This is a genomic window from Bordetella hinzii LMG 13501, from assembly GCF_001548475.1.
Lineage (GTDB): Bacteria > Pseudomonadota > Gammaproteobacteria > Burkholderiales > Burkholderiaceae_B > Bordetella > Bordetella hinzii.
The window spans coordinates 70,415-89,742 of record NZ_LRUJ01000013.1; the positions used below are offsets into that span (position 1 = coordinate 70,415).

The 19,328-nt window shown below is 68.1% G+C and carries 15 protein-coding genes and 1 tRNA gene; 6 read left to right on the forward strand and 10 right to left on the reverse strand.

The window, feature by feature from the left end:
* Nucleotides 1-19: 19 nt before the first annotated feature.
* Entirely contained in the window at nucleotides 20-2,074 is a 2,055-nt protein-coding gene (locus AXA74_RS11005; protein WP_048939918.1) for a TonB-dependent receptor, read from the forward strand.
* Between the two features lie 7 nt (nucleotides 2,075-2,081).
* Here the strand turns inward: AXA74_RS11005 and AXA74_RS11010 are convergent, their stop codons facing one another.
* Entirely contained in the window at nucleotides 2,082-3,464 is a 1,383-nt protein-coding gene (locus AXA74_RS11010; RefSeq protein WP_032960989.1) for an MFS transporter, read from the reverse strand.
* Between the two features lie 119 nt (nucleotides 3,465-3,583).
* Between AXA74_RS11010 and AXA74_RS11015 the strand changes: the two genes are divergently transcribed.
* Entirely contained in the window at nucleotides 3,584-4,054 is a 471-nt protein-coding gene (locus tag AXA74_RS11015) for a nuclear transport factor 2 family protein (protein WP_032979021.1), read from the forward strand.
* On the opposite strand, the gene AXA74_RS11020 is transcribed toward AXA74_RS11015, so the two are convergent.
* Complete coding sequence (locus tag AXA74_RS11020; RefSeq protein ID WP_029579227.1) at nucleotides 4,024-5,028, reverse strand: LysR substrate-binding domain-containing protein; 1,005 nt, start codon at nucleotides 5,026-5,028, stop codon at nucleotides 4,024-4,026. The two genes, AXA74_RS11015 and AXA74_RS11020, sit on opposite strands and share 31 nt — an antisense overlap.
* Before the next feature lie 90 nt (nucleotides 5,029-5,118).
* On the opposite strand from AXA74_RS11020, the gene AXA74_RS11025 reads away from it, so the two are divergent.
* Nucleotides 5,119-8,658, forward strand: coding sequence for an ABC transporter ATP-binding protein/permease (locus AXA74_RS11025; protein WP_032979022.1), 3,540 nt, complete (start codon nucleotides 5,119-5,121; stop codon nucleotides 8,656-8,658).
* 71 nt (nucleotides 8,659-8,729) lie between these two features.
* On the opposite strand, the gene AXA74_RS11030 is transcribed toward AXA74_RS11025, so the two are convergent.
* The 6 genes from AXA74_RS11030 to cysS form a co-directional block, all read right to left on the reverse strand.
* Nucleotides 8,730-8,822, reverse strand: a tRNA-Ser gene (locus AXA74_RS11030).
* Nucleotides 8,823-8,916: 94 nt separating this feature from the next.
* On the reverse strand, nucleotides 8,917-10,176 hold the full coding sequence (locus tag AXA74_RS11035) for an aspartate kinase (RefSeq protein ID WP_029579225.1): 1,260 nt from the start codon (nucleotides 10,174-10,176) through the stop codon (nucleotides 8,917-8,919).
* 97 nt (nucleotides 10,177-10,273) lie between these two features.
* A complete protein-coding gene (tilS, locus tag AXA74_RS11040; RefSeq protein ID WP_376740408.1) occupies nucleotides 10,274-11,260 on the reverse strand; it encodes a tRNA lysidine(34) synthetase TilS in 987 nt (328 codons plus the stop codon).
* 81 nt (nucleotides 11,261-11,341) lie between these two features.
* Entirely contained in the window at nucleotides 11,342-12,307 is a 966-nt protein-coding gene (locus tag AXA74_RS11045) for an acetyl-CoA carboxylase carboxyltransferase subunit alpha (RefSeq protein ID WP_029579223.1), read from the reverse strand.
* Between the two features lie 33 nt (nucleotides 12,308-12,340).
* Nucleotides 12,341-12,985 carry a DNA-3-methyladenine glycosylase family protein gene (locus AXA74_RS11050; RefSeq protein WP_029579222.1) on the reverse strand — a complete coding sequence of 215 codons (645 nt, stop codon included), beginning with the start codon at nucleotides 12,983-12,985 and terminating at the stop codon, nucleotides 12,341-12,343.
* Between the two features lie 10 nt (nucleotides 12,986-12,995).
* Nucleotides 12,996-14,453 (reverse strand): cysteine--tRNA ligase, encoded by a 1,458-nt coding sequence (gene cysS, locus AXA74_RS11055; RefSeq protein WP_032954999.1) that lies wholly within the window; start codon nucleotides 14,451-14,453, stop codon nucleotides 12,996-12,998.
* 200 nt (nucleotides 14,454-14,653) lie between these two features.
* On the opposite strand from cysS, the gene AXA74_RS11060 reads away from it, so the two are divergent.
* From AXA74_RS11060 to AXA74_RS11070, 3 genes are read left to right on the forward strand one after another with little or no spacing between them, the layout of a single operon-like run.
* On the forward strand, nucleotides 14,654-15,334 hold the full coding sequence (locus AXA74_RS11060) for a tetratricopeptide repeat protein (protein ID WP_032960977.1): 681 nt from the start codon (nucleotides 14,654-14,656) through the stop codon (nucleotides 15,332-15,334).
* Nucleotides 15,331-15,972 carry a peptidylprolyl isomerase gene (locus tag AXA74_RS11065; protein WP_029579219.1) on the forward strand — a complete coding sequence of 214 codons (642 nt, stop codon included), beginning with the start codon at nucleotides 15,331-15,333 and terminating at the stop codon, nucleotides 15,970-15,972. The genes AXA74_RS11060 and AXA74_RS11065 overlap by 4 nt, the downstream gene beginning before the upstream one ends.
* Nucleotides 15,965-16,735 carry a UDP-2,3-diacylglucosamine diphosphatase gene (locus AXA74_RS11070; RefSeq protein WP_032954997.1) on the forward strand — a complete coding sequence of 257 codons (771 nt, stop codon included), beginning with the start codon at nucleotides 15,965-15,967 and terminating at the stop codon, nucleotides 16,733-16,735. Before AXA74_RS11065 ends, AXA74_RS11070 begins: the two co-directional genes overlap by 8 nt.
* Before the next feature lie 86 nt (nucleotides 16,736-16,821).
* Here AXA74_RS11070 and AXA74_RS11075 read toward each other — a convergent pair whose 3' ends face one another.
* Both AXA74_RS11075 and AXA74_RS11080 read right to left on the reverse strand, forming a co-directional pair.
* Nucleotides 16,822-17,685: an undecaprenyl-diphosphate phosphatase gene (locus AXA74_RS11075; protein WP_029579217.1), complete on the reverse strand. Its 864-nt coding sequence runs from the start codon at nucleotides 17,683-17,685 to the stop codon at nucleotides 16,822-16,824.
* Nucleotides 17,686-17,705: 20 nt separating this feature from the next.
* Nucleotides 17,706-19,292, reverse strand: a complete 1,587-nt coding sequence (locus tag AXA74_RS11080; protein WP_029579216.1) for a TerC family protein — start codon at nucleotides 19,290-19,292, stop codon at nucleotides 17,706-17,708.
* Nucleotides 19,293-19,328: the final 36 nt, after the last annotated feature.

The following is a 19,328-nucleotide window of genomic DNA, read 5'->3' on the forward strand; positions in this document are numbered from 1 at the left end:
TCTCCGCCCGCTCGTCCTCTTGCTGCCCCTGCCTGTCCTGGCGCAGACGCCCACCCTGGCCCCCATCGTCGTGACCGGCACCCGCAACGGAACCTCGGTGCTGGATACGCCGGCATCGGTGGACGTGGTCGAAGGCAGCACCTTGCGCGCCAATGCGCTGCAGATCAATCTGTCGGAGAACCTCGGCGGCGTGCCCGGCCTGCAAATCCAGAACCGCCAGAACTATGCGCAGGACCTGCAGCTGTCGATCCGCGGCTTTGGCGCGCGCTCGACCTTCGGCGTGCGCGGCGTGCGGCTCTATGTGGACGGCATACCGGCCACCATGCCCGACGGCCAGGGCCAGACGTCCAACATCGACATCGGATCGGCCGACCGGGTCGAAGTGCTGCGCGGCCCCTACTCGGCGCTCTATGGCAATTCCTCGGGTGGCGTGGTGCAGGTCTTCACCGAAGACGGCGCGCGCCCGCCCCGCCTGCAGGCCAGCATGGCCGCCGCCAGCTACGGCACCTTCCGCTATGGCGCGCAAGCCAGCGGCGCCAGCGGCACCGGCATCGGCGAGCTGGACTATGTGGTGGACCTCAGCCGCTTCACGACCGACGGCTATCGCGACCATAGCGGCGCGCGCAAGAACCTGACCAATGCCAAGCTCGGCCTGCAGCTCGACGACGCCAGCCGCCTGACCCTGGTCCTGAACAGCGTCGATCTCAAGGCCCTGGACCCCATGGGCCTGACACGCCGGGAGTTCGACAGCGATCCGGCCAGCGCCTCGCCCGCGGCCGAACGCTTCAACACCCGCAAGACGGTGCAGCAGACCCAGGGCGGCCTGGTCTATGAGCGCCAGGTCGATGCCGACAACGATCTGCGCCTGATGGTCTATTACGGCCAGCGCGAGACCTGGCAATACCAGAGCATCCCGGTGGCCGTGCAGCTACCGCCCGCGCAGCCCGGCGGCGTCATCGGCCTGCGGCGCGACTACGGCGGCGTGGACGCGCGCTGGACCTCGCGCATGCGCCTGGCAGGCCGCCCCTTCACCCTGGTCGGCGGCGTGGCCTACGACAGCCTGCGCGAGCGCCGCAAGGGCTACCAGAACTTCGTGGACAGCGGCGCCGTCCTGGGCGTGAAGGGCGCGCTGCGCCGCGACGAGACCAACGAGGTCTACAACATCGATCCCTATGTCCAGGCGTCCTGGGAGTTCCTGCCCCGCTGGACACTCGATGCGGGCCTGCGCTACAGCACCGTGGATTTCGATTCGCGCGATCACTACATCGTGCCCGGCAATGGCGATGACAGCGGTTCCGCGCGCTATCGCCGCGCCCTGCCCGTGGCGGCGCTGCGCTATGCCATCGATGAGGACAGCAACGTCTATGTCTCGTATGGCAAGGGCTTCGAGACGCCCACCATGAACGAGCTCTCCTATCGCCCCGACGCGCGCCCCGGGCTGAATTTCGGCCTGCAGCCTTCGGTCAGCAGCAATCTGGAGGCCGGCATCAAACACCGCCTGGCCGGCGGCCTGGCCACGGCGGCCGTCTTCCATACCAGCACCGACAACGAGATCGTCTCGGCTGGCAGCATCGACGGACGCAGCAGCTATCGCAACGGCGGACGCACGCGCCGCGACGGCGCCGAGCTGGCCTGGGAGGGCGAGTTCGGCTCGCATTGGCGCACGCGCCTGGCCTATACCTTCATCAATGCGCGCTACCGCGACGATGTGGCCGGCAGCGGCATCTCGGCCGGCAACAAAATCCCCGGCGTGGCGCGCCAGGCGCTGTACGCGGCCCTGGCCTGGGCGCCGCCCGAAGGCTGGCAGGCCGGCATCGAGGGCCGCTATCTCGGCAAGGTCTATGTCGATGACGCCAACAGCGACGCGGCGCCCAGCTATGTCGTGGCGGCGCTGTCGGCGGGCTACATCTGGAAAGATGGGCCTTGGACCTGGAACACCTATGCCCGCGTGGACAATCTGTTCGACCGCCGCTACGCCGGCTCGGTCATCGTCAATGAAGGCAATGGCCGCTATTTTGAGCCGGCCCCTGGGCGCAACTGGAGCGCCGGCATGACGCTGGCCTACCGCTTCTAGCGCGGGGTCAATCGGCGAAGCGCAAGCGTGCAAAGCTGGCGGTGCTGGCCAGCGCGGCGCACACCGTACCCAGCCACAGGGCCCAGCCGGTGCCGCCCATGCCCGCCATATGCAGACAGGCCGCCACCAGCGCGGCGCCCGAGGACTGGCCCAGCAAGCGCACCGTGCCCACCATGCCGCTGGCGCCGCCCGCGCGCCCCGGCGGCGCGGCGCTGATGATGGCGCGCAGATTGGGCGACTGGAAAAAACCGAAGCCGGCGCCGCACAGCGCCATGCGCCAGGCGATGTCCCACACCGAAGGATGGTCCGGCATCATGGCCAGGCCGAACATGCCCAGGGCCAGCACGGCCAGGCCCACCCCGCCCAGCATGCCCGCGGGATAGCGATCCGACATCCGGCCCGCGATCAACGCCGCCAGCGCCGCCAGCACCGGCCAGGGCGTGATCAGAAAGCCAGTCTCCACCTGGGAGTAGCCCAGCACCTGCTGCAGCATGAAAGGCAGGGACACGAAGGCCAGGGCCTGGGTCGCGAACGCGCAGACCGCCGTGGCGGCCGACAAGGCGAATATCGGGCGGCGCAGCAGGTCCACCGCAAGAATCGGCGCCGGGTGCCCGGCCTGACGGTACAACAGAAGCAGCAGGCAGACGGCAGCCACGGCCAGCTCGGCGGCCACGCGCGGCCAGGGCGCATAGTGCGCGGCCTCGCTCAGGCCCAGCACCAGGAAGGACAGGAAGCCGGCGCACAGCAGGCCGGCGCGCCATTCGAAGCGATGGCCCGAGGAAGCCGTGGCCGGCAGGCCGCGCAAGGCCAGCACCAGCGCCGCCAGGCCGACCGGCACATTGACCAGGAACAGCCAGTGCCAGGACCCGTAGACCAGGATCAGCGAAGCCAGCGTGGGTCCGGCGGCAAATGAGAGCCCCACCACCAGCGCATTGGTTCCCAGGCCGCGCCCCAGCGCATGCGAGGGGTAGATAAAGCGCACCAGCGCGCCGTTCACGCCCATGACGCCGGCCGCGCCCAGGCCCTGCAGAATGCGCGCGCCCACCAGCACCGGCAGCGAAGGCGCCAGCCCGCAGGCCAGCGAAGACAGGACAAAGACGATCAGGCCGGTGAGATAGACACGGCGATGACCGAACACATCGCCCATGGCCGCGGCCGGCAGCAGGGCCGCCACCATGGCGAGCTGGTAGGCGCTGATCACCCAGATGGAGGCCGACTCCGTCGCGTTGATCTCGCGCGCGATCGTGGGCAGGGCGGTATTCGCAATCGCGGTGTCCAGGCTGGCCATGCAGACCGCGAGCATGACGGCCGCCATGGCGCTCAGGCGTTCGGATTCGGGAACACCGGCGCCGGCCGGATAGACTTCATTGCGTGAAAACGTCAGCAGCATGGCAAGAGGATCGCCCAGGTCTTATATATGAGTTGGCGTTCACTATACTTCCAACATCCGCAAGCCGCGAAATTCGCGCTTACAGGCGGCTGTCATCGGCCGCCGCCAAGGAGAACGCCATGCAGGAATCCCGACCGCCTCTGCCTCCCTTCAGCCACGAAAGCGCCGTTCTCAAAGTGCGCGCCGCCGAAGACGCCTGGAATGGCCGCGACCCGGCCAAGGTCAGCCTGGCCTATACGCCGGACACGCATTGGCGCAATCGCGCGGAGTTCATCGACGGCCGCCAGGAGGTCATCGCCTTTCTTGCGCGCAAATGGGCCCGCGAGCTGGACTATCGCCTCATCAAGGAACTCTGGGCGCACGACCGCAACCGCATCGCCGTGCGCTTTGCCTACGAGTGGCGCGACGACTCGGGCCATTGGTTCCGTTCTTATGGCAACGAGAACTGGGAATTCGACGACCGGGGCCTCATGCGCCAGCGTCATGCCAGCATCAACGACCTTCCCTTGCGCGAGGAAGAGCGCCTGTTCCGCTGGCCGCTGGGCCGGCGGCCCGACGATCATCCCGGCCTGACCGAACTCGGGCTGTAGCGCGGCAGGCAGCGCGCGTGCAGCTCGAAGCTGGCGCGCCCTTCTTCGGCGAGAAACTCCACCAGCGCCGGCAGCGCCACGCTGGCGCGGCCGCCATCGCGGGCCAGGCGCATCACATAGCCCCAGGAGCCGGCCAGGCGCGCCCGCGGCACCAATGGCACCAGCCGGCCCGCGGCCAGTTCCTCGTCGACCAGGGGCGAGCGCCCCAAGGCTATGCCCACCCCGGCCACGGCGGCAGCCACCACCGTGCTCAAGCCGCTGAACACCAGCGGCTCGGGCGCGGCCTGGTCCATGAGGCCCAGGTGCTGGCGCCAGGTGCGCCAATCCGTCTCGGGGCTGTCGACGTGCTTTTCCTCCAGCCAGCGGTGCGCCAGCAGCGCGCGCGGATCGTCACGCGACCGCGGCGCGATCAGCGAGGGGCTGCACACCGGCACCACGCTTTCGGCCAGCAGGGGCAGGTCTCCGGGCAAGGGGCCGCGCGGCCCCGTGTCGCGCACATGCAGGAAAGCCAGGTCCAGCGCCTGGGTCTGCCAAGCCGGATCCTGGCTGGCATGCAAGAAGACCTGCACGTCGATACCCGGATGCAGCGCGATGAAACGCCCGATGCGGGGCGCCAGCCACAGTGCGCCCAATGAAGGGTTGACCGAGATATTCAGGCGCTGGCGCCGCCGCCCCTGGGCCGCGGCCCGCGTATTGCGGCAGGCGGTGGCGAGCAGGGCCAGGGCCTGCTGCACCGAGCCCAGCAGATCGGCGCCGGCGCCGGTCAGCTCGGCCTGCCGCAAGCCGCCGCCCCGGTTCAACAAGACGACGCCCAGGTCGGCCTCCAGCGCGCGCAATTGATGGCTGATGGCGCTCTTGGTCACGTTCAGCTCAACCGCCGCACGGCTCAGGCTGCCCAGGCGCGCCACGGCCTCGAAGGCGCGCAGCGCGGCCAACGGAGGGGTGTGGCCGGCGTAGGAAGGGGGCAGGGACATGCGTTGAGTTTATCTCAACCCATGATTGAGAAAGCATCGCTTTTATCGATCGCGCGCCTGGGCGATGATGCGGGCAGACGAGGAGTTCCCATGTATTTCGACTATCGCCTCTGGCTGCTGACCGCCGGCCTGCGCGCCCGGATGGCGGGCGGCGTGGCCTTGGGCCTGGCGGCCCTGCTGGCCGGCATCGCCCGCTATGTCTTTCTCGGCCAGCTGCTGGCGCGGGTCTTTGATGCCCAGCCCTGGCAGGCTTGGCTGGCCCCGGCCGCGCTGGCGGCGCTGATGGTGTTGCTGCGCGCCGGGCTGGACCACCTGCGCGCGGACTGGGCCCACCGTTGCGCGGCCGACGTACAGCAGCAGCTGCGCGGCGCGCTGTACGACCGCCTGGTGGCCCTCGGTCCGGCGTGGATCGCCAATCAGCGTACCGGCGGCATCATGCTGACCGTGGTCGACGGCGTCGAACAGCTGCAGACCTTTTTTGGCCAATACCTGCCCCAGGTCGCCATCGCCGCCCTCGCCCCCCTGGCCATCTTCGGCGTCATCGCCTTCTGGGATCCGCCCACCGCGGCCGTGCTGCTGGCGGCCGCCCTCTTCGCCCTGTTCGGCCCCATGGCCGTGCACATGCTTGACCGGCGCGCCAGCATGGCGCGCTCGCGCGCGCTCAATGACTTCGGCGAGGACTTCCTGGACGCGGTGCAAGGCCTGCCCACGCTCAAGGCCTTCGGACAAGGCAAGACATTCGGCCGCCGCCTGGCCGAGCGGGCCCGGCAATTGTCGGACCACACATTCTGGGTGCTGTCGGTCAGCCTGCTGACGCGCGGCATCAGCGACCTGGGCGTGGCGCTGGGCGCGGCGGCCGCGATCGCGCTGGGCGCCTGGCGCGTGGCGCACGGCGACATGAGCGTCGAGGCGCTGCTGATCGTGCTCATGGCCGGCACCGAGATCTTCCGGCCGCTGCGTGAGCTGCGGGCGGTGCTGCACCGGGGCATGCTGGGCCAGTCCGCCGCCGCCAGCATCCACGCCCTGAACGACGCCCGCCGCGCGGACGACGCGCCGGCCGGCGCCCGCGGCGAACGGCTTGCGCCCACCATCGCGTTCGAAGGCGTGAGCTACGCCTATGCCTCGCGCGGCCCGGCGCATCGCGGGCTGGACCTGCGCATCGCGGCCGGCGAACGGGTCGGCATCGTCGGCCCCAGCGGAGCGGGCAAGTCCACCATCGTGCGCCTGCTGCTGCGCGAAGGCATCGCCCAGGAGGGCCGGGTCCTGGTCGGAGGACGCGATGTCCGCGACCTGGCGCATGAAGACCTGCTGTCCCATATCGCGCTGGTCAGCCAGGAGCCCGTGCTGTTTCACGGCAGCATCGCGGACAACCTGCGGCTGGGCTGCCCCGGGGCCGATGACGACGCGCTGCGCGCGGCGGCGCGCGCGGCCAACATCGACGACTTCATCCTCTCGCTGCCGCAGGGCTATGACACCCGCATCGGCGAGCGCGGCCTGCAACTGTCCGGCGGCCAGCGCCAGCGCCTGGCCATCGCCCGGGCGATTCTGCGCGACGCGCCCATCCTCATCCTTGACGAGGCCCTGTCCTCGGTCGACGCGGAAAACGAGGCCCTGATCCAACAAGCGCTGGATCGCCTGATGCAAGGCCGCACCACCCTTATCCTCGCCCACCGGCTGGGCAGCGTCATCGGCGCGGACCGCGTGCTGGTGCTCGACGGCGGGCGCGTGGTCGAAGAAGGCCGGCACGACACGCTGATGCAGGCGCGGGGCCTGTACTACCAGCTGATGCGCGAACAGTCCCTGGATCGCGGCCCGGGCCAAGGCCAGGCCAAGACGGCGCGCGCCGCGGCGGCCCGCCCCGACACGGTGCAGCCCCGTCCGCTCAATGCCGATGCCGCACAGGTCGGCTGGCGCGACACGCTATCGACCCTGCTGGCCTTCGTCCGCCCCTGGCGCGGCACCCTGATCAGCACCGTGCTGCTGGGCGTGGCGCGCGTGGCCGCCTTCATCGGCGTAGGCGTGCTCAGCGCCCTGGTGGTGGCGGCCGTGCGCGACGGCCAGGCCACCGGCGCGCTGGTGACGGCCCTGCTCGTCATCGCGCCGCTGGCCGCCCTGTTTCATTGGCTGGAGTCCTGGCTGGCCCACGCCATGGCTTATAAGCTGCTGGCCGACATGCGCGTCAAGCTCTACGACCAGCTTGAACGCCTGGCGCCGGCCTACCTGCTGCAGCGCCGCTCCGGCGACCTCGTCGCCCTGGCCACGCAGGACGTGGAAATGATCGAGTATTTCTACGCCCACACCCTCGCGCCGGCCATCGTCTCGGTGCTGGTGCCGTTGTCCGTGCTGGGTTTCTTGTTTACCTACGACTGGGTGGTGGCCCTGGCCCTGCTGCCTTTCCTGGCCTATGCGCTGGTGTCGCCGCTGCGCGGCCGCGCCCGCGCCGACCGTCTCGGCGAACAGGCCCGCCAGGCCCTGGGCGAGATGAGCGCCCACGTCACCGACACGCTGCAGGGCATGCCCGACCTGGTGGCTTTCCAGGCCACGGGACGCCGCCGGCAGGCCTTCCTGGACACGGCGCTGCGCTATCAGCAACGCCGGCTGGCGCTGTTGCGCGACCTTTCCGCGCAATCGGCCTGGTTCGAGGTCGCCATGGGCCTGGGCGGCCTGGCGGTCGCGCTGGCCGGCGCCATGCAGGCCGCCGCCGGCGCCCTGCCCGCGGCCATGGTGCCGCTGCTGGTACTGATTGCGCTCGCAACCTTTCTGCCGGTCTCCGAGATCTCGCAAGTCAGCCGCCAATTGGCCGACACCGTCGCCGCCACGCGCCGCCTGCATGTCGTCGCGCACGAACCCGTGCCGGTGGAGGACGGACCGCGCCGCCTGCCCGCCGCGCAGGGCGGCCTGAGCGTGAGCTTCGAATCGGTCGGCTTCCGTTATCCCGGCGCGGGCCGCGCCACGCTGCATGGCCTGAGCTTCACCTTGCGGCGCGGCCAGAGCACGGCGCTCGTGGGCGCCTCGGGCGCCGGCAAAAGCACCATCGCCAATCTCCTGCTGCGCTTCTGGGACCCGCAGGCCGGCGGCATACGCATCGAAGGCCTGGACCTGCGCGAACTCGAACTCGACAACCTGCGCGAACACGTCGCCCTGGTGACCCAGGACACTTATCTCTTCAACGACACGCTGGACGCCAACATCCGGCTCGCCCGCCCCGACGCCAGCGACGCCGACCTGCAGGTCGCGCTGCACCGCGCTGCGCTCTCGGAATTCGTGGCCGGCCTGCCCGAAGGCCTGCGGACCCGCGTGGGCGAACGCGGCATGCAGCTCTCCGGCGGCCAGCGCCAGCGCATCTCGATCGCGCGCGCCTTCCTGAAGAACGCCCCGGTCCTCATCCTGGACGAAGCCACCTCTCACCTGGACACCCTGAGCGAACTGCAGATACGCAGCGCCCTGACCCAGCTCATGCGCGACCGCAGCACGCTGATCATCGCCCACCGCCTGTCCACCGTGCGCGACGCCGACCAGATCCTGGTGCTGGAGGCCGGCCGCCTGGCCGAACAAGGCCGCCATGCCGAGCTGCTGGCCCGTGACGGCGTTTATGCGCGGCTGGTGCGCCACCAGACCATGGCGGCCTAGCCCGGGCGGGCCCGAACGGAAAAGGCCCAAAGGAAAAGGCCCGCGATTTGCATCGCGGGCCTTTTGTATCTTGGCGGAGACGGTGGGATTCGAACCCACGATGCAGTTTTTAGCCACATACTCCCTTAGCAGGGGAGCCCCTTCAGCCTCTCGGGCACGTCTCCGAAGAATCCGAGATTCTACACGAATTTTTTGCGGTTTTTGCCGGCCAGCCGGGAAAAATACGCAAAAAGCGGACGCCTCGGCGTCCGCCCGGCCTCACGCCGCGGGCGCCTGGTCCAGGCCGAAGGCCTTGTGCAGGGCGCGGACGGCCAGCTCCATGTACTTGTCGTCGATGATGACCGAGGTCTTGATCTCGCTGGTGCTGATCATCTGGATGTTGATGCCTTCTTGCGAAAGCGTCTGGAACATCAGGCTGGCCACGCCGACATGCGAGCGCATGCCGATGCCGACGATGGAGACCTTGGCGACTTTCTCGTCGGTGACCAGTTCGCGCGCGCCGACGGCGGGGATGACGTCGCGCTTGAGCAGTTCGACCGTGCGCAGGTATTCGTTGCGGTTCACGGTGAAGGAGAAATCGGTGGTGCCGGCGACCGATTGGTTCTGCACAATCATGTCGACGTCGATATTGGCGGCGGCGACCGGGCCCAGGATCGAGTAGGCGATACCGGGTTTGTCGGGCACGGCCAACAGGGTGATCTTGGCTTCGTCGCGGCTGAAGGCGATGCCGGAGACAACGGCGGCTTCCATTTTTTCGTCTTCCTCAAAAGTAATCAGCGTGCCCGAAACCATTTCTTCTTCGAGCGGAATGAGCGGGTCGGTCAGGGAGGACAGCACCCGGGTCGGCACACGGTACTTACCGGCAAACTCGACCGAACGGATCTGCAGCACCTTGGAGCCCAGCGAGGCCATTTCGAGCATTTCCTCGAAAGAGACCACGGGCATGCGGCGCGCCTCGGGGACCACGCGCGGATCGGTGGTATAGACCCCGTCCACGTCGGTATAGATCAGGCACTCGTCGGCCTTGATCGCGGCCGCCACGGCCACGGCCGAGGTGTCGGAGCCGCCACGGCCCAGCGTCGTGATATTGCCTTCCGGGTCCACGCCCTGGAAGCCGGTCACGATGACCACGCGGCCGGCGTCCAGGTCGGCGCGGATGCGGGCGTCGTCGATCGAATTGATGCGGGCCTTGGTGTAGGCCGAGTCGGTCACAATGGGAACCTGCCAGCCGGCATAGCTGCGCGCGGCCACGCCTTCGGCCTGCAACGCGATGGCCAGCAGGCCGCTGGATGCCTGCTCGCCGGTGGCGGCGATCATGTCGAGTTCGCGGCCGTCGGGTTGCGGCGTGATTTCGCGGGCAAGGCCCAGCAGGCGATTGGTTTCGCCCGACATGGCCGAGGGCACCACCACGACCTGGTGGCCGGCGGCGTGCCACTTCGCGACGCGGCGCGCCACATTCTTGATGCGCTCGATGGAGCCCATCGACGTACCGCCATACTTGTGAACGATCAGGGACATCTCGTACTCTGGCTTGGGGGCCCGCCAGGGCGGGCAAAGTCCGTGATTTTAGCGCATGGTGAAATTTTGCGCAGACAACGCCCGCGCAGCCCCCCTATCAGGACTGCGTCCCGGATGACGGCGGCGGCAGGGCTTCCAGCCACACCCTGCCCCGGTGGCAACGGATGACATGGCCCTCGTGAACCACGCGCAGCTGGCGGTCATGCCCGAGGGCATGCAGCTGCCGCAACTGCCGCATCAGGTCGGCCAGGCGGGCCTCGGTCGGCATGCGCAGGCCGGCCGCCGCCAGCCAATAGCGCAGCACCTGGGCCTGGCGCGGCGGCGACAGGACGCGCCAGGGCGCCAGCCCGAACCCCCGCCCATCCTCATCGGGCTGGAGCCGCGCGAAGTCCTCGCGCGCCACTTCTTGCAGGATCTCCACGGCCTCGCCCATCTGGCGCGCGTGGCGGGCCACGATGGCCTGCCAGCCCGGCCAGCGCGCATCCAGCAGCGGCGTGAGCGCGGTGCGCACGGCCGCCCGGGTATAGCGCGGATCCGCGTTGCTGGGATCCTCGACCGCCTGCCAGCCGGTCAGGCCGGCGAAGGCCCGGGCCGCCTGGCGGATGTCGCGGCGGGCCAGGTCCAGCCAGGGCCGCAGATAGACCAGGCCATCGCGCCGGCTTTGCGCCCGCATGGCGGCCATGCCGTCCACGCCGGCGCCGCGCAGCAGGCGCAACAGCACCGTCTCGGCCTGGTCATCGCGGTGATGGGCCAGCAGGACGCGGCCCACCCCATGGCGGCGGGCCAGGCCGGCCAGGGCGGCATAGCGGGCCGCCCGCGCGGCGGCCTCGATGCCGCTGCCGTCCGCCGGCACGTCCACATGGGCCACGCGCACGTCCACGCCGAGCAGACCGCCCAGTTGCGTGGCGCGCCGGGCCCAGTCGTCGGCCTGGGCCTGCAGGCCATGATGGACATGGAAGGCCAGCAAGGGCCGCACGGGTTCGGCCAAGGCCGCGGCCAGCGCCAGCATGGCCGAATCGGCGCCCGCGCTCAGCGCGACGGCGACGGGCTCTTCCGGCGGCAGGCCGGCCAGCGCCGCGCGCACGCGCGCCACCGGGACCGGCCCCAGGGCCTGGGCGTAAGTGTCGGGGAGAGGGCGGCGGGACATGGCGTCGCCCCGGCGGACTTATCCGCGGACTTCCTGGTAGCGGCCGTAGGCCAGCACGCGCTCCAGGCGTTGCGCGACCAGTTCTTCAGGGCTCAGGCCCTGCAGCTGGCGCAGCGAGTCGCCCAGGGCGCGGCGCAGCAGGCGCGCCATGACGCGGGGATCGCGGTGGGCGCCGCCCACGGGTTCGTTGACCACGCGGTCGATCAGGCCCAGGTCTTTGAGGCGCGGCGCCGTGATGGCCAGGGCCTCGGCGGCCTCGGGCGCCTTGTCGGCGCTGCGCCACAGGATGGAGGCGCAGCCTTCGGGCGAAATCACCGAATAGGTCGAATACTGCAGCATGAGCACGGCATTGCCCACCGCGATGGCCAGCGCGCCGCCCGAACCGCCTTCGCCGATGATGGTCACGATGACCGGCACCTTGAGTTCGGCCATGACGTACAGGTTGTGCCCGATGGCTTCGGACTGGCCGCGCTCTTCGGCGCCGATGCCGGGATAGGCGCCCGGCGTATCCACGAAGGTGAAGATGGGCAGCTTGAATTTCTCGGCCAGGCGCATCAGGCGCAGGGCCTTGCGATAGCCTTCGGGCCGGGGCATGCCGAAGTTGCGCGCGGCGCGCTCCTTGGTGTCGCGGCCCTTCTGGTGGCCGATCACCATGCAGGGCATGCCGTTGAAGCGGGCCAGCCCGCCGACGATGGACTGGTCATCGGCATACATGCGATCGCCGTGCAACTCATGGAAATCCGTGAAGATCTCGCGCACATAATCCAGGGTATAGGGGCGCTGGGGGTGGCGGGCCACCAGCGCCGTCTGCCAAGGCGTCAGCTTGGCGTAGATGTCCTTGGCCAGGGTTTGACTCTTCTGCTGCAGACGGCCGATTTCATCGGAGATGTCCACGGCGGAATCGGCCTGCACATAGCGCAGCTGCTCGATCTTGTTCTCAAGTTCGGCTAGCGGTTGTTCGAATTCCAGAAATGTATTGCGCATGAAGTGTGGTTCCGTTGATGGGCGCCAGCGGGCTCAGTACTGGACCGGGGTCGGTTCCAGGCTGCGCCACAAATACCAGGTCGCCACGGTACGCCAGGGCTGCCACGCCAAAGAGACCTCACGGGCCTCGAAGCGCGAAACGGGCTCGCCGCTGAAATAGTGTAACGAGATTGCCTTGAGCAACCCAAGATCATCCAGCGGCAGCACATCCGGGCGCTGGAGATTGAAAATCAAAAACATCTCCGCCGTCCAGCGTCCGATGCCACGGATGGCAACCAGTTCTGAAATGACGGCTTCGTCGTCCATCGTCGCCCAACGCTCGGGATGGACCTTGCGCTGGCCGAAGTGATCGGCCAGATCCTGCACATATTCGGCCTTGCGCTGGGACAGGCCCGCGGCGCGCAGCCCGGTCACGCCGGCGCGCAGCACCGTGGCCGGGGTGGGCCGCTTGCCGGCCACCTCGAGCAGACGCGCCCAGAGGCCGTCGGCGGCCTTGGTCGAGATTTGCTGCCCGACGATGGCGCGGGCCAGCGTCACGAAAGGCGTGCCCCGCGACATCAGCCAGGTATGGCTATGCTGGGGGATGATTTTCTTGAGAATGCGGTCGCGGCGCATCAGGTGCGCCACGGCGTCTTCCCAATAATCGGGCTTGATGGGATCGAGATCGGAACTGGACATGAGCGGGATCTCAGGCGCGCCGCCACTGGGTCACGCCGCCGGGCTTGTCGTCCAATTCAATGCCGCTTGCGCGCAGTTCGGCGCGGATGGCGTCGGCGCGGGCGAAATCGCGTGCCTGCTTGGCCTGGGCGCGCTCGGCGATCAAGGTCTCGATGCGAGCGGCATCCAGTTGCGCGCCCGCCCCGCCCTGCTGCATGGCGGCGGAAGAATAACGGGTGGGCGACTGGAAATACGCCGCCGGATCCTGCTGCAGCAGCCCCAGCAGCGCCGCCAGCGCCTTCAATTGCCCGGCGGCGCGGCCATCGCGCTGGCGATTGGCCTGGCCCGCCAGCTCGAACAGCGCGGCGACGGCCCCGGAGCTGTTGAAATCATCGTCCATCGCGGCCTTGAAGGCCTGCGCCTGGGCTTCGTTCCAGTCGATGCCGGCGCCGTCGGGCGCGACGTTCTGCAAGGCCTGGTAGAGACGGTCCAGGGCATTCTGGGCGTCGACCAGATTGTCGGGGGTGTAGTTCTGCGGGCTGCGGTAATGGTTGCGCACGATGAAAAAGCGCAGCATCTCCGCCTCGCGCGGATTGACGTCATACTCGGCCCGGTCGCCCGGGGCCTCGCCCTGCGAGATGGTCTGGCGGATGGTGCGGAAGTTGCCCAGCGACTTGGACATCTTGTCGGCATCGACCATCAAAGGCCCGCAATGCATCCAGACATTGGCCAAGGTGCCGCCGAAGGCTCCCTCGGTTTGGGCAATCTCGTTTTCGTGGTGGGGGAACTTCAGGTCCGGACCGCCGCCATGGATATCCAGCGGCAGGCCCAGCAGGCTCTTGCTCATGGCCGAGCACTCGATATGCCAGCCCGGGCGGCCGAAGCCATAGGGGGATTCCCATTTGGTTTCCGGCGGCTCCTCGGCCTTGGCGGCCTTCCAGAGCACGAAATCCAGGGGGTCGCGCTTGGACGAGTCCACGGCCACGCGCTCGCCGGCCCGCAGGTCGTCCAGCGTCTTGCCCGACAGCTTGCCGTAGCCCGGAAAGCCGCGCACCGAATAGTTCACGTCGCCGTCGCCGGCCTGGTAGGCCAGCCCGTTCTGCTCGAGGCGGCCAATGATGTCCAGCATCTCGCCCACGTATTGCGTGGCGCGCGGCTCCTGGTCGGGCCGCAGCACGCCCAGCGCGCGCTCGTCGGCGTGCATGGCGTCGATGAAATACTCGGTGACCTCGTGCATGCGGCGGCCGGTTTCCACGGCGCGCCGGATGATCTTGTCATCAATATCGGTAATATTGCGCACATAATCGACGGCATAGCCGCTGGCGCGCAGCCAGCGCTGCACCACGTCGAAGGACACCAGCATCCGGGCGTGGCCCAGGTGGCAGTAGTCATAGACGGTCATGCCACACACGTACATGCGCACCTCGCCGGCATGGGCCGGCTTGAAGGCTTCTTTGGTACGCGACAATGTGTTGTAGATGTGCAGCATGGCGCTCGTCTTTGGCTATCTGGGCGTCGTTGGAGGGTTGCCGGCCCGGCCCCGACATCGAGGGCGGACATACCCGCATGCCGCCCTGGGCGGGCATGCCTTAAGGCCATTGCCGCAACCGGGGCTAAAATGGCGATCGTAAAGTATAGCAAGCGGTCTGCCGCCGTGCTTTCGGACAGGCCCTCCACCAACGGATACCCATGACCTACAAGCCGCTTACTCGCTCTCTCGCGCTGGCGCTGGCCTTATGCGGCGCGGTCCCGGCCGCCCATGCCCAGTCCATGTACGGAGGCTCGTCTGAAGGCCGCAACCCCAACATGACCAAGCTCGACGAGCCGCCGCCCGAGGGCGGCTGGGAGGGCCTGGCCCGGCTGCTGGAGGCCGTCAAGCCCGGCGTCGACACCCGCCTGGACCCCTCGCCTTCGCAGATCACCGATCATATCGAGCGCCTGCTCAACGCCGGCCGCAACGAAGAAGCGCTGAAGATGATCGAGGCGCGCATCGAAGCCTCGCGCAAGATCCCCGGCACCGACGTGCAGCTGATGTTCCAGCATGCGCGGGCCCTGGCCGCGCTGCACCGCACCCAAGAGGCCGAGGCCATCTACGACGAGATGACCACGCGCTTTCCCGAGCTGCCCGAACCCTGGAACAATCTGGGCGCGCTATACGCCGCCCGTGGAGAGCTGGACCAGGCCCAGGATGCGCTTAACATGGCGTTGCGGGCCGATCCGAATTACGCGGCCGCCCGCGCCAACCTGGGCGACGTCCAGCTCATGATCGCATTGCGCACCTATCGGCAAGAAGCCGCGCGCGGCGTTCCCGGCATGAAGGAAAAAGCCCAGGAGCTGGAAAAACTACTGAAGGACAAATCGCACTCATGACCGCTTTTGTTTCCCGCATCAAGCCGCTGGGCCGGTGGGCCGGCGCTTTCCTGCTGGCGGCCCTGCTGCCCCTGAGCGCCGGCGCCCAGCCGGCCTCCCCCTCCCCCTCTCTTTCAGAAGGCACTAAATCCATGAGCAATCCTCGCGTCAAGCTGCATACCAATCAAGGCGACCTGGTCATCACCCTGGATGCCGAAAAGGCCCCCAAGACGGTCGATAACTTCCTCGCCTACGTGAAGGACGGCTTCTACAATGGCACCGTCTTCCATCGCGTCATCGACGGCTTCATGATCCAGGGCGGCGGCTTCGAGCCGGGCCTGAAGCAAAAGCCCACCCGCGCCCCCATCGAAAACGAGGCCAACAACGGCCTGAAGAACGACAAGTACACGCTGGCCATGGCCCGCACCAGCGACCCGCACTCGGCCACCGCCCAGTTCTTCATCAACGTCGCCAACAATGACTTCCTGAACTTCACCGCGCCGACGCCGCAGGGCTGGGGCTACGCCGTGTTCGGCAAGGTCACCGAAGGCACCGAGGTGGTCGACAAGATCAAGGGCGTGAAGACCGGCAACAACGGCTTTCACCAGAACGTCCCCAAGGAGGACGTGATCATCGAGAAGGCCGAAATCCTTGAATAAGCTCGTACTGCCGGGCTCGCTCTGGCTGGCCTCCGACGTGCACCTGGGGCCGGCCACGCCGGCGACCGCCGAAGCCTTCATGGGTTTTCTCCAGGCCGCCGCCGAAGAGGCCGACGCGCTTTTGCTGCCCGGCGACATCTTCGACGCCTGGATCGGCGACGATGTCATCCGCGCCGCGCCCCCCTGGCTCGCCCAGGCGCTGCAGGCCATCAAGGCCACCGCGGCCCGCATTCCGGTCTACCTGGGGCGCGGCAACCGCGACTTCCTGATGGGCCAGGAGCTGGCCGACGCGCTGGGCGCCAGGCTGCTGCCCGAACCGGCCCTGGTCGACAGCGACTTCGGCACGCTGCTCGTCACCCATGGCGACGAGTACTGTACGGACGACGCGGCCTACCAGCAGTTCCGCGCCATGGTGCGCGATCCGCGCTGGCAGGCCCAGTTCCTGGCCAAGAGCATCCCCGAGCGGCTGCAGATGGCCCAGCAGGCGCGCGGCGAAAGCATGGCGGCCAACCAGAACAAGGCCACGGAGATCATGGACGTCAACGCGCAAGCCGTCGAGGCGGCTTTCCGCGATGCCGGCGTGGCCCTCATCGTCCATGGCCACACGCACCGCCCCGACCGCCATGTGCTGAGCGTCGACGGCAGAAAGTGCGAACGCTGGGTCCTGCCCGACTGGGATTGCGACCATGGCGCCTCGCGCGGCGGCTGGCTGGTCATCGACCGCGACGGCCTGCAGTTCTACGACCTGGACGTCGCGCAGTAAGGACCGCCAGGCAAAACCCCCGCGGCCGGATCACAATCCGGCCTGCGGGGGTTTTTCATTTGGGCGCCGCTTTTGCAGCGAGCCTCCTACTTGGCGAACAGCCAGGCGGCCACCACCAGGCCCAGGGCGATGCGGTACCAGGCGAAACCGCGGTAGGTATGGTTGGCCACGAAGCGCAGCACGGCGCGCACCACCACCAGCGCGCTCAGGAAAGCCGCCACGAAACCGACCGCGATGCCGCTCAGGTCATGGCTGGTGAGCACGTCCAGGTTGCGGTACATGTCGTAGACGGCGGCGCCCAGCATGGTCGGCATGGCCAGGAAGAAAGAAAACTCGGTGGCCGTCTTGCGCTGGATGCCGGCGATCATGCCGCCGATGATGGTCGCGCCCGAGCGCGAGGTGCCGGGGATCATGGCCAGGCATTGCGCCGCGCCCACGCCCAGCGCCTGCTTCCAGCTGATGTCCTCCAGCCGGCGGGCCGTGGCCCGCTCATCCGAGGCTGTGTCGTCGGCCGCGCCCGGGGCGTCGCCCGGCGTGTGCGGCGCGCGCCGCTCCACCCACAGCATGATCAGGCCGCCCAGCACCAGCGTGACCGCCACCACGCCCGGGTGGTAGAAAGTCTGCTTGATGGCCTTGATGAAGACGGCTCCGATCACGGCCGCCGGCAGGAAGGCCAGCAGCAGGTTGCGCGTGAACATCAGCTCCTGGCGCTCGCCGGCCAGGGTGCCGCGGATGAGCTGCCACAGGCGCGCGCGGAAGATCCACATCACGGCGAGAATGGAGCCCAGCTGGATCACCACCTCGAAGACCTTGCCCGAACTGGACTCGAACTGTATCCAGTCGCCGAACAGGATGAGATGGCCCGTGCTGGATACCGGAATGAACTCGGTCAGGCCCTCGATGATGCCGAGGAAGAAAGCCTTCAGAAGATAGAGGGTGCTGTCAGTCACAAAGGAGTACCTGGAAAGATTCAGTCGTGGTCGTAGTTGTCAGGATCTTCGAGCGCTTCATTGATGGAACGTTCCACCCGCACCGAGGCGATGCGCCGGCCCTCCATGCGCAGCACCTCGAAACGAAAACGGAAGTACGGCGTCTCGTACTCGCAGCTGTCGCCCGGTTTGGGCAGTTGCCCGAAACGCATCAGCAGATAGCCCGCCAGGGTGGAGTAATCCTGGGACTCGTCAATGAGCCCCTCGGTGTCGAGCACCTGCTCCACGTGCCTGAGGTCGGCCGCGCCGTCGATCTGCCAGACGCCGTCGCCCGTGGCAACGATATCGGGCACCTCGTCCTCGTCGGGAAACTCGCCGGCGATGGCCTCGAAGACGTCGATGGGCGTGACCAGCCCGGCAATGGCGCCGAACTCGTCGGCCACCAGCACGAGCTGGCCGCGCGAGCGCTTGAGGGTTTCCATCAGGCGCAGGATGCCGATGGACTCATGCACGATGATGGGGTCGCGCAGGCGGTTGCGGCGCACCTGCCCTTCGGCGATGAGGTCGGCCACCATGTCCTTGGCCCGGCCGATGCCGATGACCTCGTCCAGCGAGCCCCGGCACACCGGGAAGAAGCTGTGCGGCGTGGCCATGATCTGCTTCTGGATGACTTGCGGATCGTCTTCGATATTGACCCAGGAGACGTCGATGCGGGGCGTCATGATGGAGTGGATGGAGCGCTCGGCCAGCGTGAGCACGCCGCTCACCATATTGCGCTCCTCCACCCCGAAAGCCGGCGCGGCCGGCGTCTGCTGGTGCGGCTCGAGATCCGGCTCGGCCATCAGCGGACGCTTGCCCAGCATGCGCAGCACGGCCTCGGCGGTGCGGTCGCGCATGGGCCGCCGCGCATCCAGCTTGAGCAGGTTGCGCCGGGCTACCTGGTTAAGCGCCTCGATGAGCACGGAAAAGCCGATGGCCGCATAGAGATAGCCCTTGGGCACCTTGAAGCCGAAGGCCTCGGCCAGCAGCGAGAAACCGATCATCAGCAAAAAGCCCAGGCACAGCACGACCACGGTCGGATGGGCATTGACGAAGCGGGTCAGCGGCTTGGAGGCCGCCAGCATGATGCCGATGGCGATCACGACCGCGATCATCATGATGGCCAGGTGATCGACCATGCCCACGGCCGTGATCACCGAATCGAGCGAGAACACCGCGTCCAGCACCACGATCTGCGTGACCGTGACCCAGAAGCTGGGATAGGAGCGCGAGCCGCCGACCACCTGCTGGCCGCCGCCCTCGATGCGCTCGTGCAGCTCCATCGTGCCCTTGAAAAGCAGGAAAAAGCCGCCCAGCATGAGGATGAGATCGCGGCCGGCGAAGGAGAAGGGGCCGAGGGCGAACAGGGGCTTGGTCAAGGTGACCAGCCAGGACATCACGGACAGCAGGCCCAGGCGCATCACCAGGGCCAGGCTCAGGCCCACGATGCGCGCGCGGTCGCGCTGCGAGGCAGGCAGCTTGTCCGCCAGAATGGCGATGAAGATGAGGTTGTCTATCCCGAGGACGATTTCAAGGACGACAAGGGTAAGCAGGCCGACCCACGCGGCGGGGTCCAGCAGCCACTCCATCAGGCACTCCAGAAGTTACACGACCGATAATCGTAC

Coding starts and splice junctions, on each gene's coding strand:
- AXA74_RS11010 (WP_032960989.1), bottom strand. CDS start 3,464: ATGCTGCTGACGTTTTCACGCAATGAAGTCTATCCGGCCGGCGCCGGT.
- AXA74_RS11015 (WP_032979021.1), top strand. CDS start 3,584: ATGCAGGAATCCCGACCGCCTCTGCCTCCCTTCAGCCACGAAAGCGCC.
- AXA74_RS11020 (WP_029579227.1), bottom strand. CDS start 5,028: ATGTCCCTGCCCCCTTCCTACGCCGGCCACACCCCTCCGTTGGCCGCG.
- AXA74_RS11025 (WP_032979022.1), top strand. CDS start 5,119: ATGTATTTCGACTATCGCCTCTGGCTGCTGACCGCCGGCCTGCGCGCC.
- AXA74_RS11035 (WP_029579225.1), bottom strand. CDS start 10,176: ATGTCCCTGATCGTTCACAAGTATGGCGGTACGTCGATGGGCTCCATC.
- AXA74_RS11045 (WP_029579223.1), bottom strand. CDS start 12,307: ATGCGCAATACATTTCTGGAATTCGAACAACCGCTAGCCGAACTTGAG.
- AXA74_RS11050 (WP_029579222.1), bottom strand. CDS start 12,985: ATGTCCAGTTCCGATCTCGATCCCATCAAGCCCGATTATTGGGAAGAC.
- cysS (WP_032954999.1), bottom strand. CDS start 14,453: ATGCTGCACATCTACAACACATTGTCGCGTACCAAAGAAGCCTTCAAG.
- AXA74_RS11060 (WP_032960977.1), top strand. CDS start 14,654: ATGACCTACAAGCCGCTTACTCGCTCTCTCGCGCTGGCGCTGGCCTTA.
- AXA74_RS11065 (WP_029579219.1), top strand. CDS start 15,331: ATGACCGCTTTTGTTTCCCGCATCAAGCCGCTGGGCCGGTGGGCCGGC.
- AXA74_RS11080 (WP_029579216.1), bottom strand. CDS start 19,292: ATGGAGTGGCTGCTGGACCCCGCCGCGTGGGTCGGCCTGCTTACCCTT.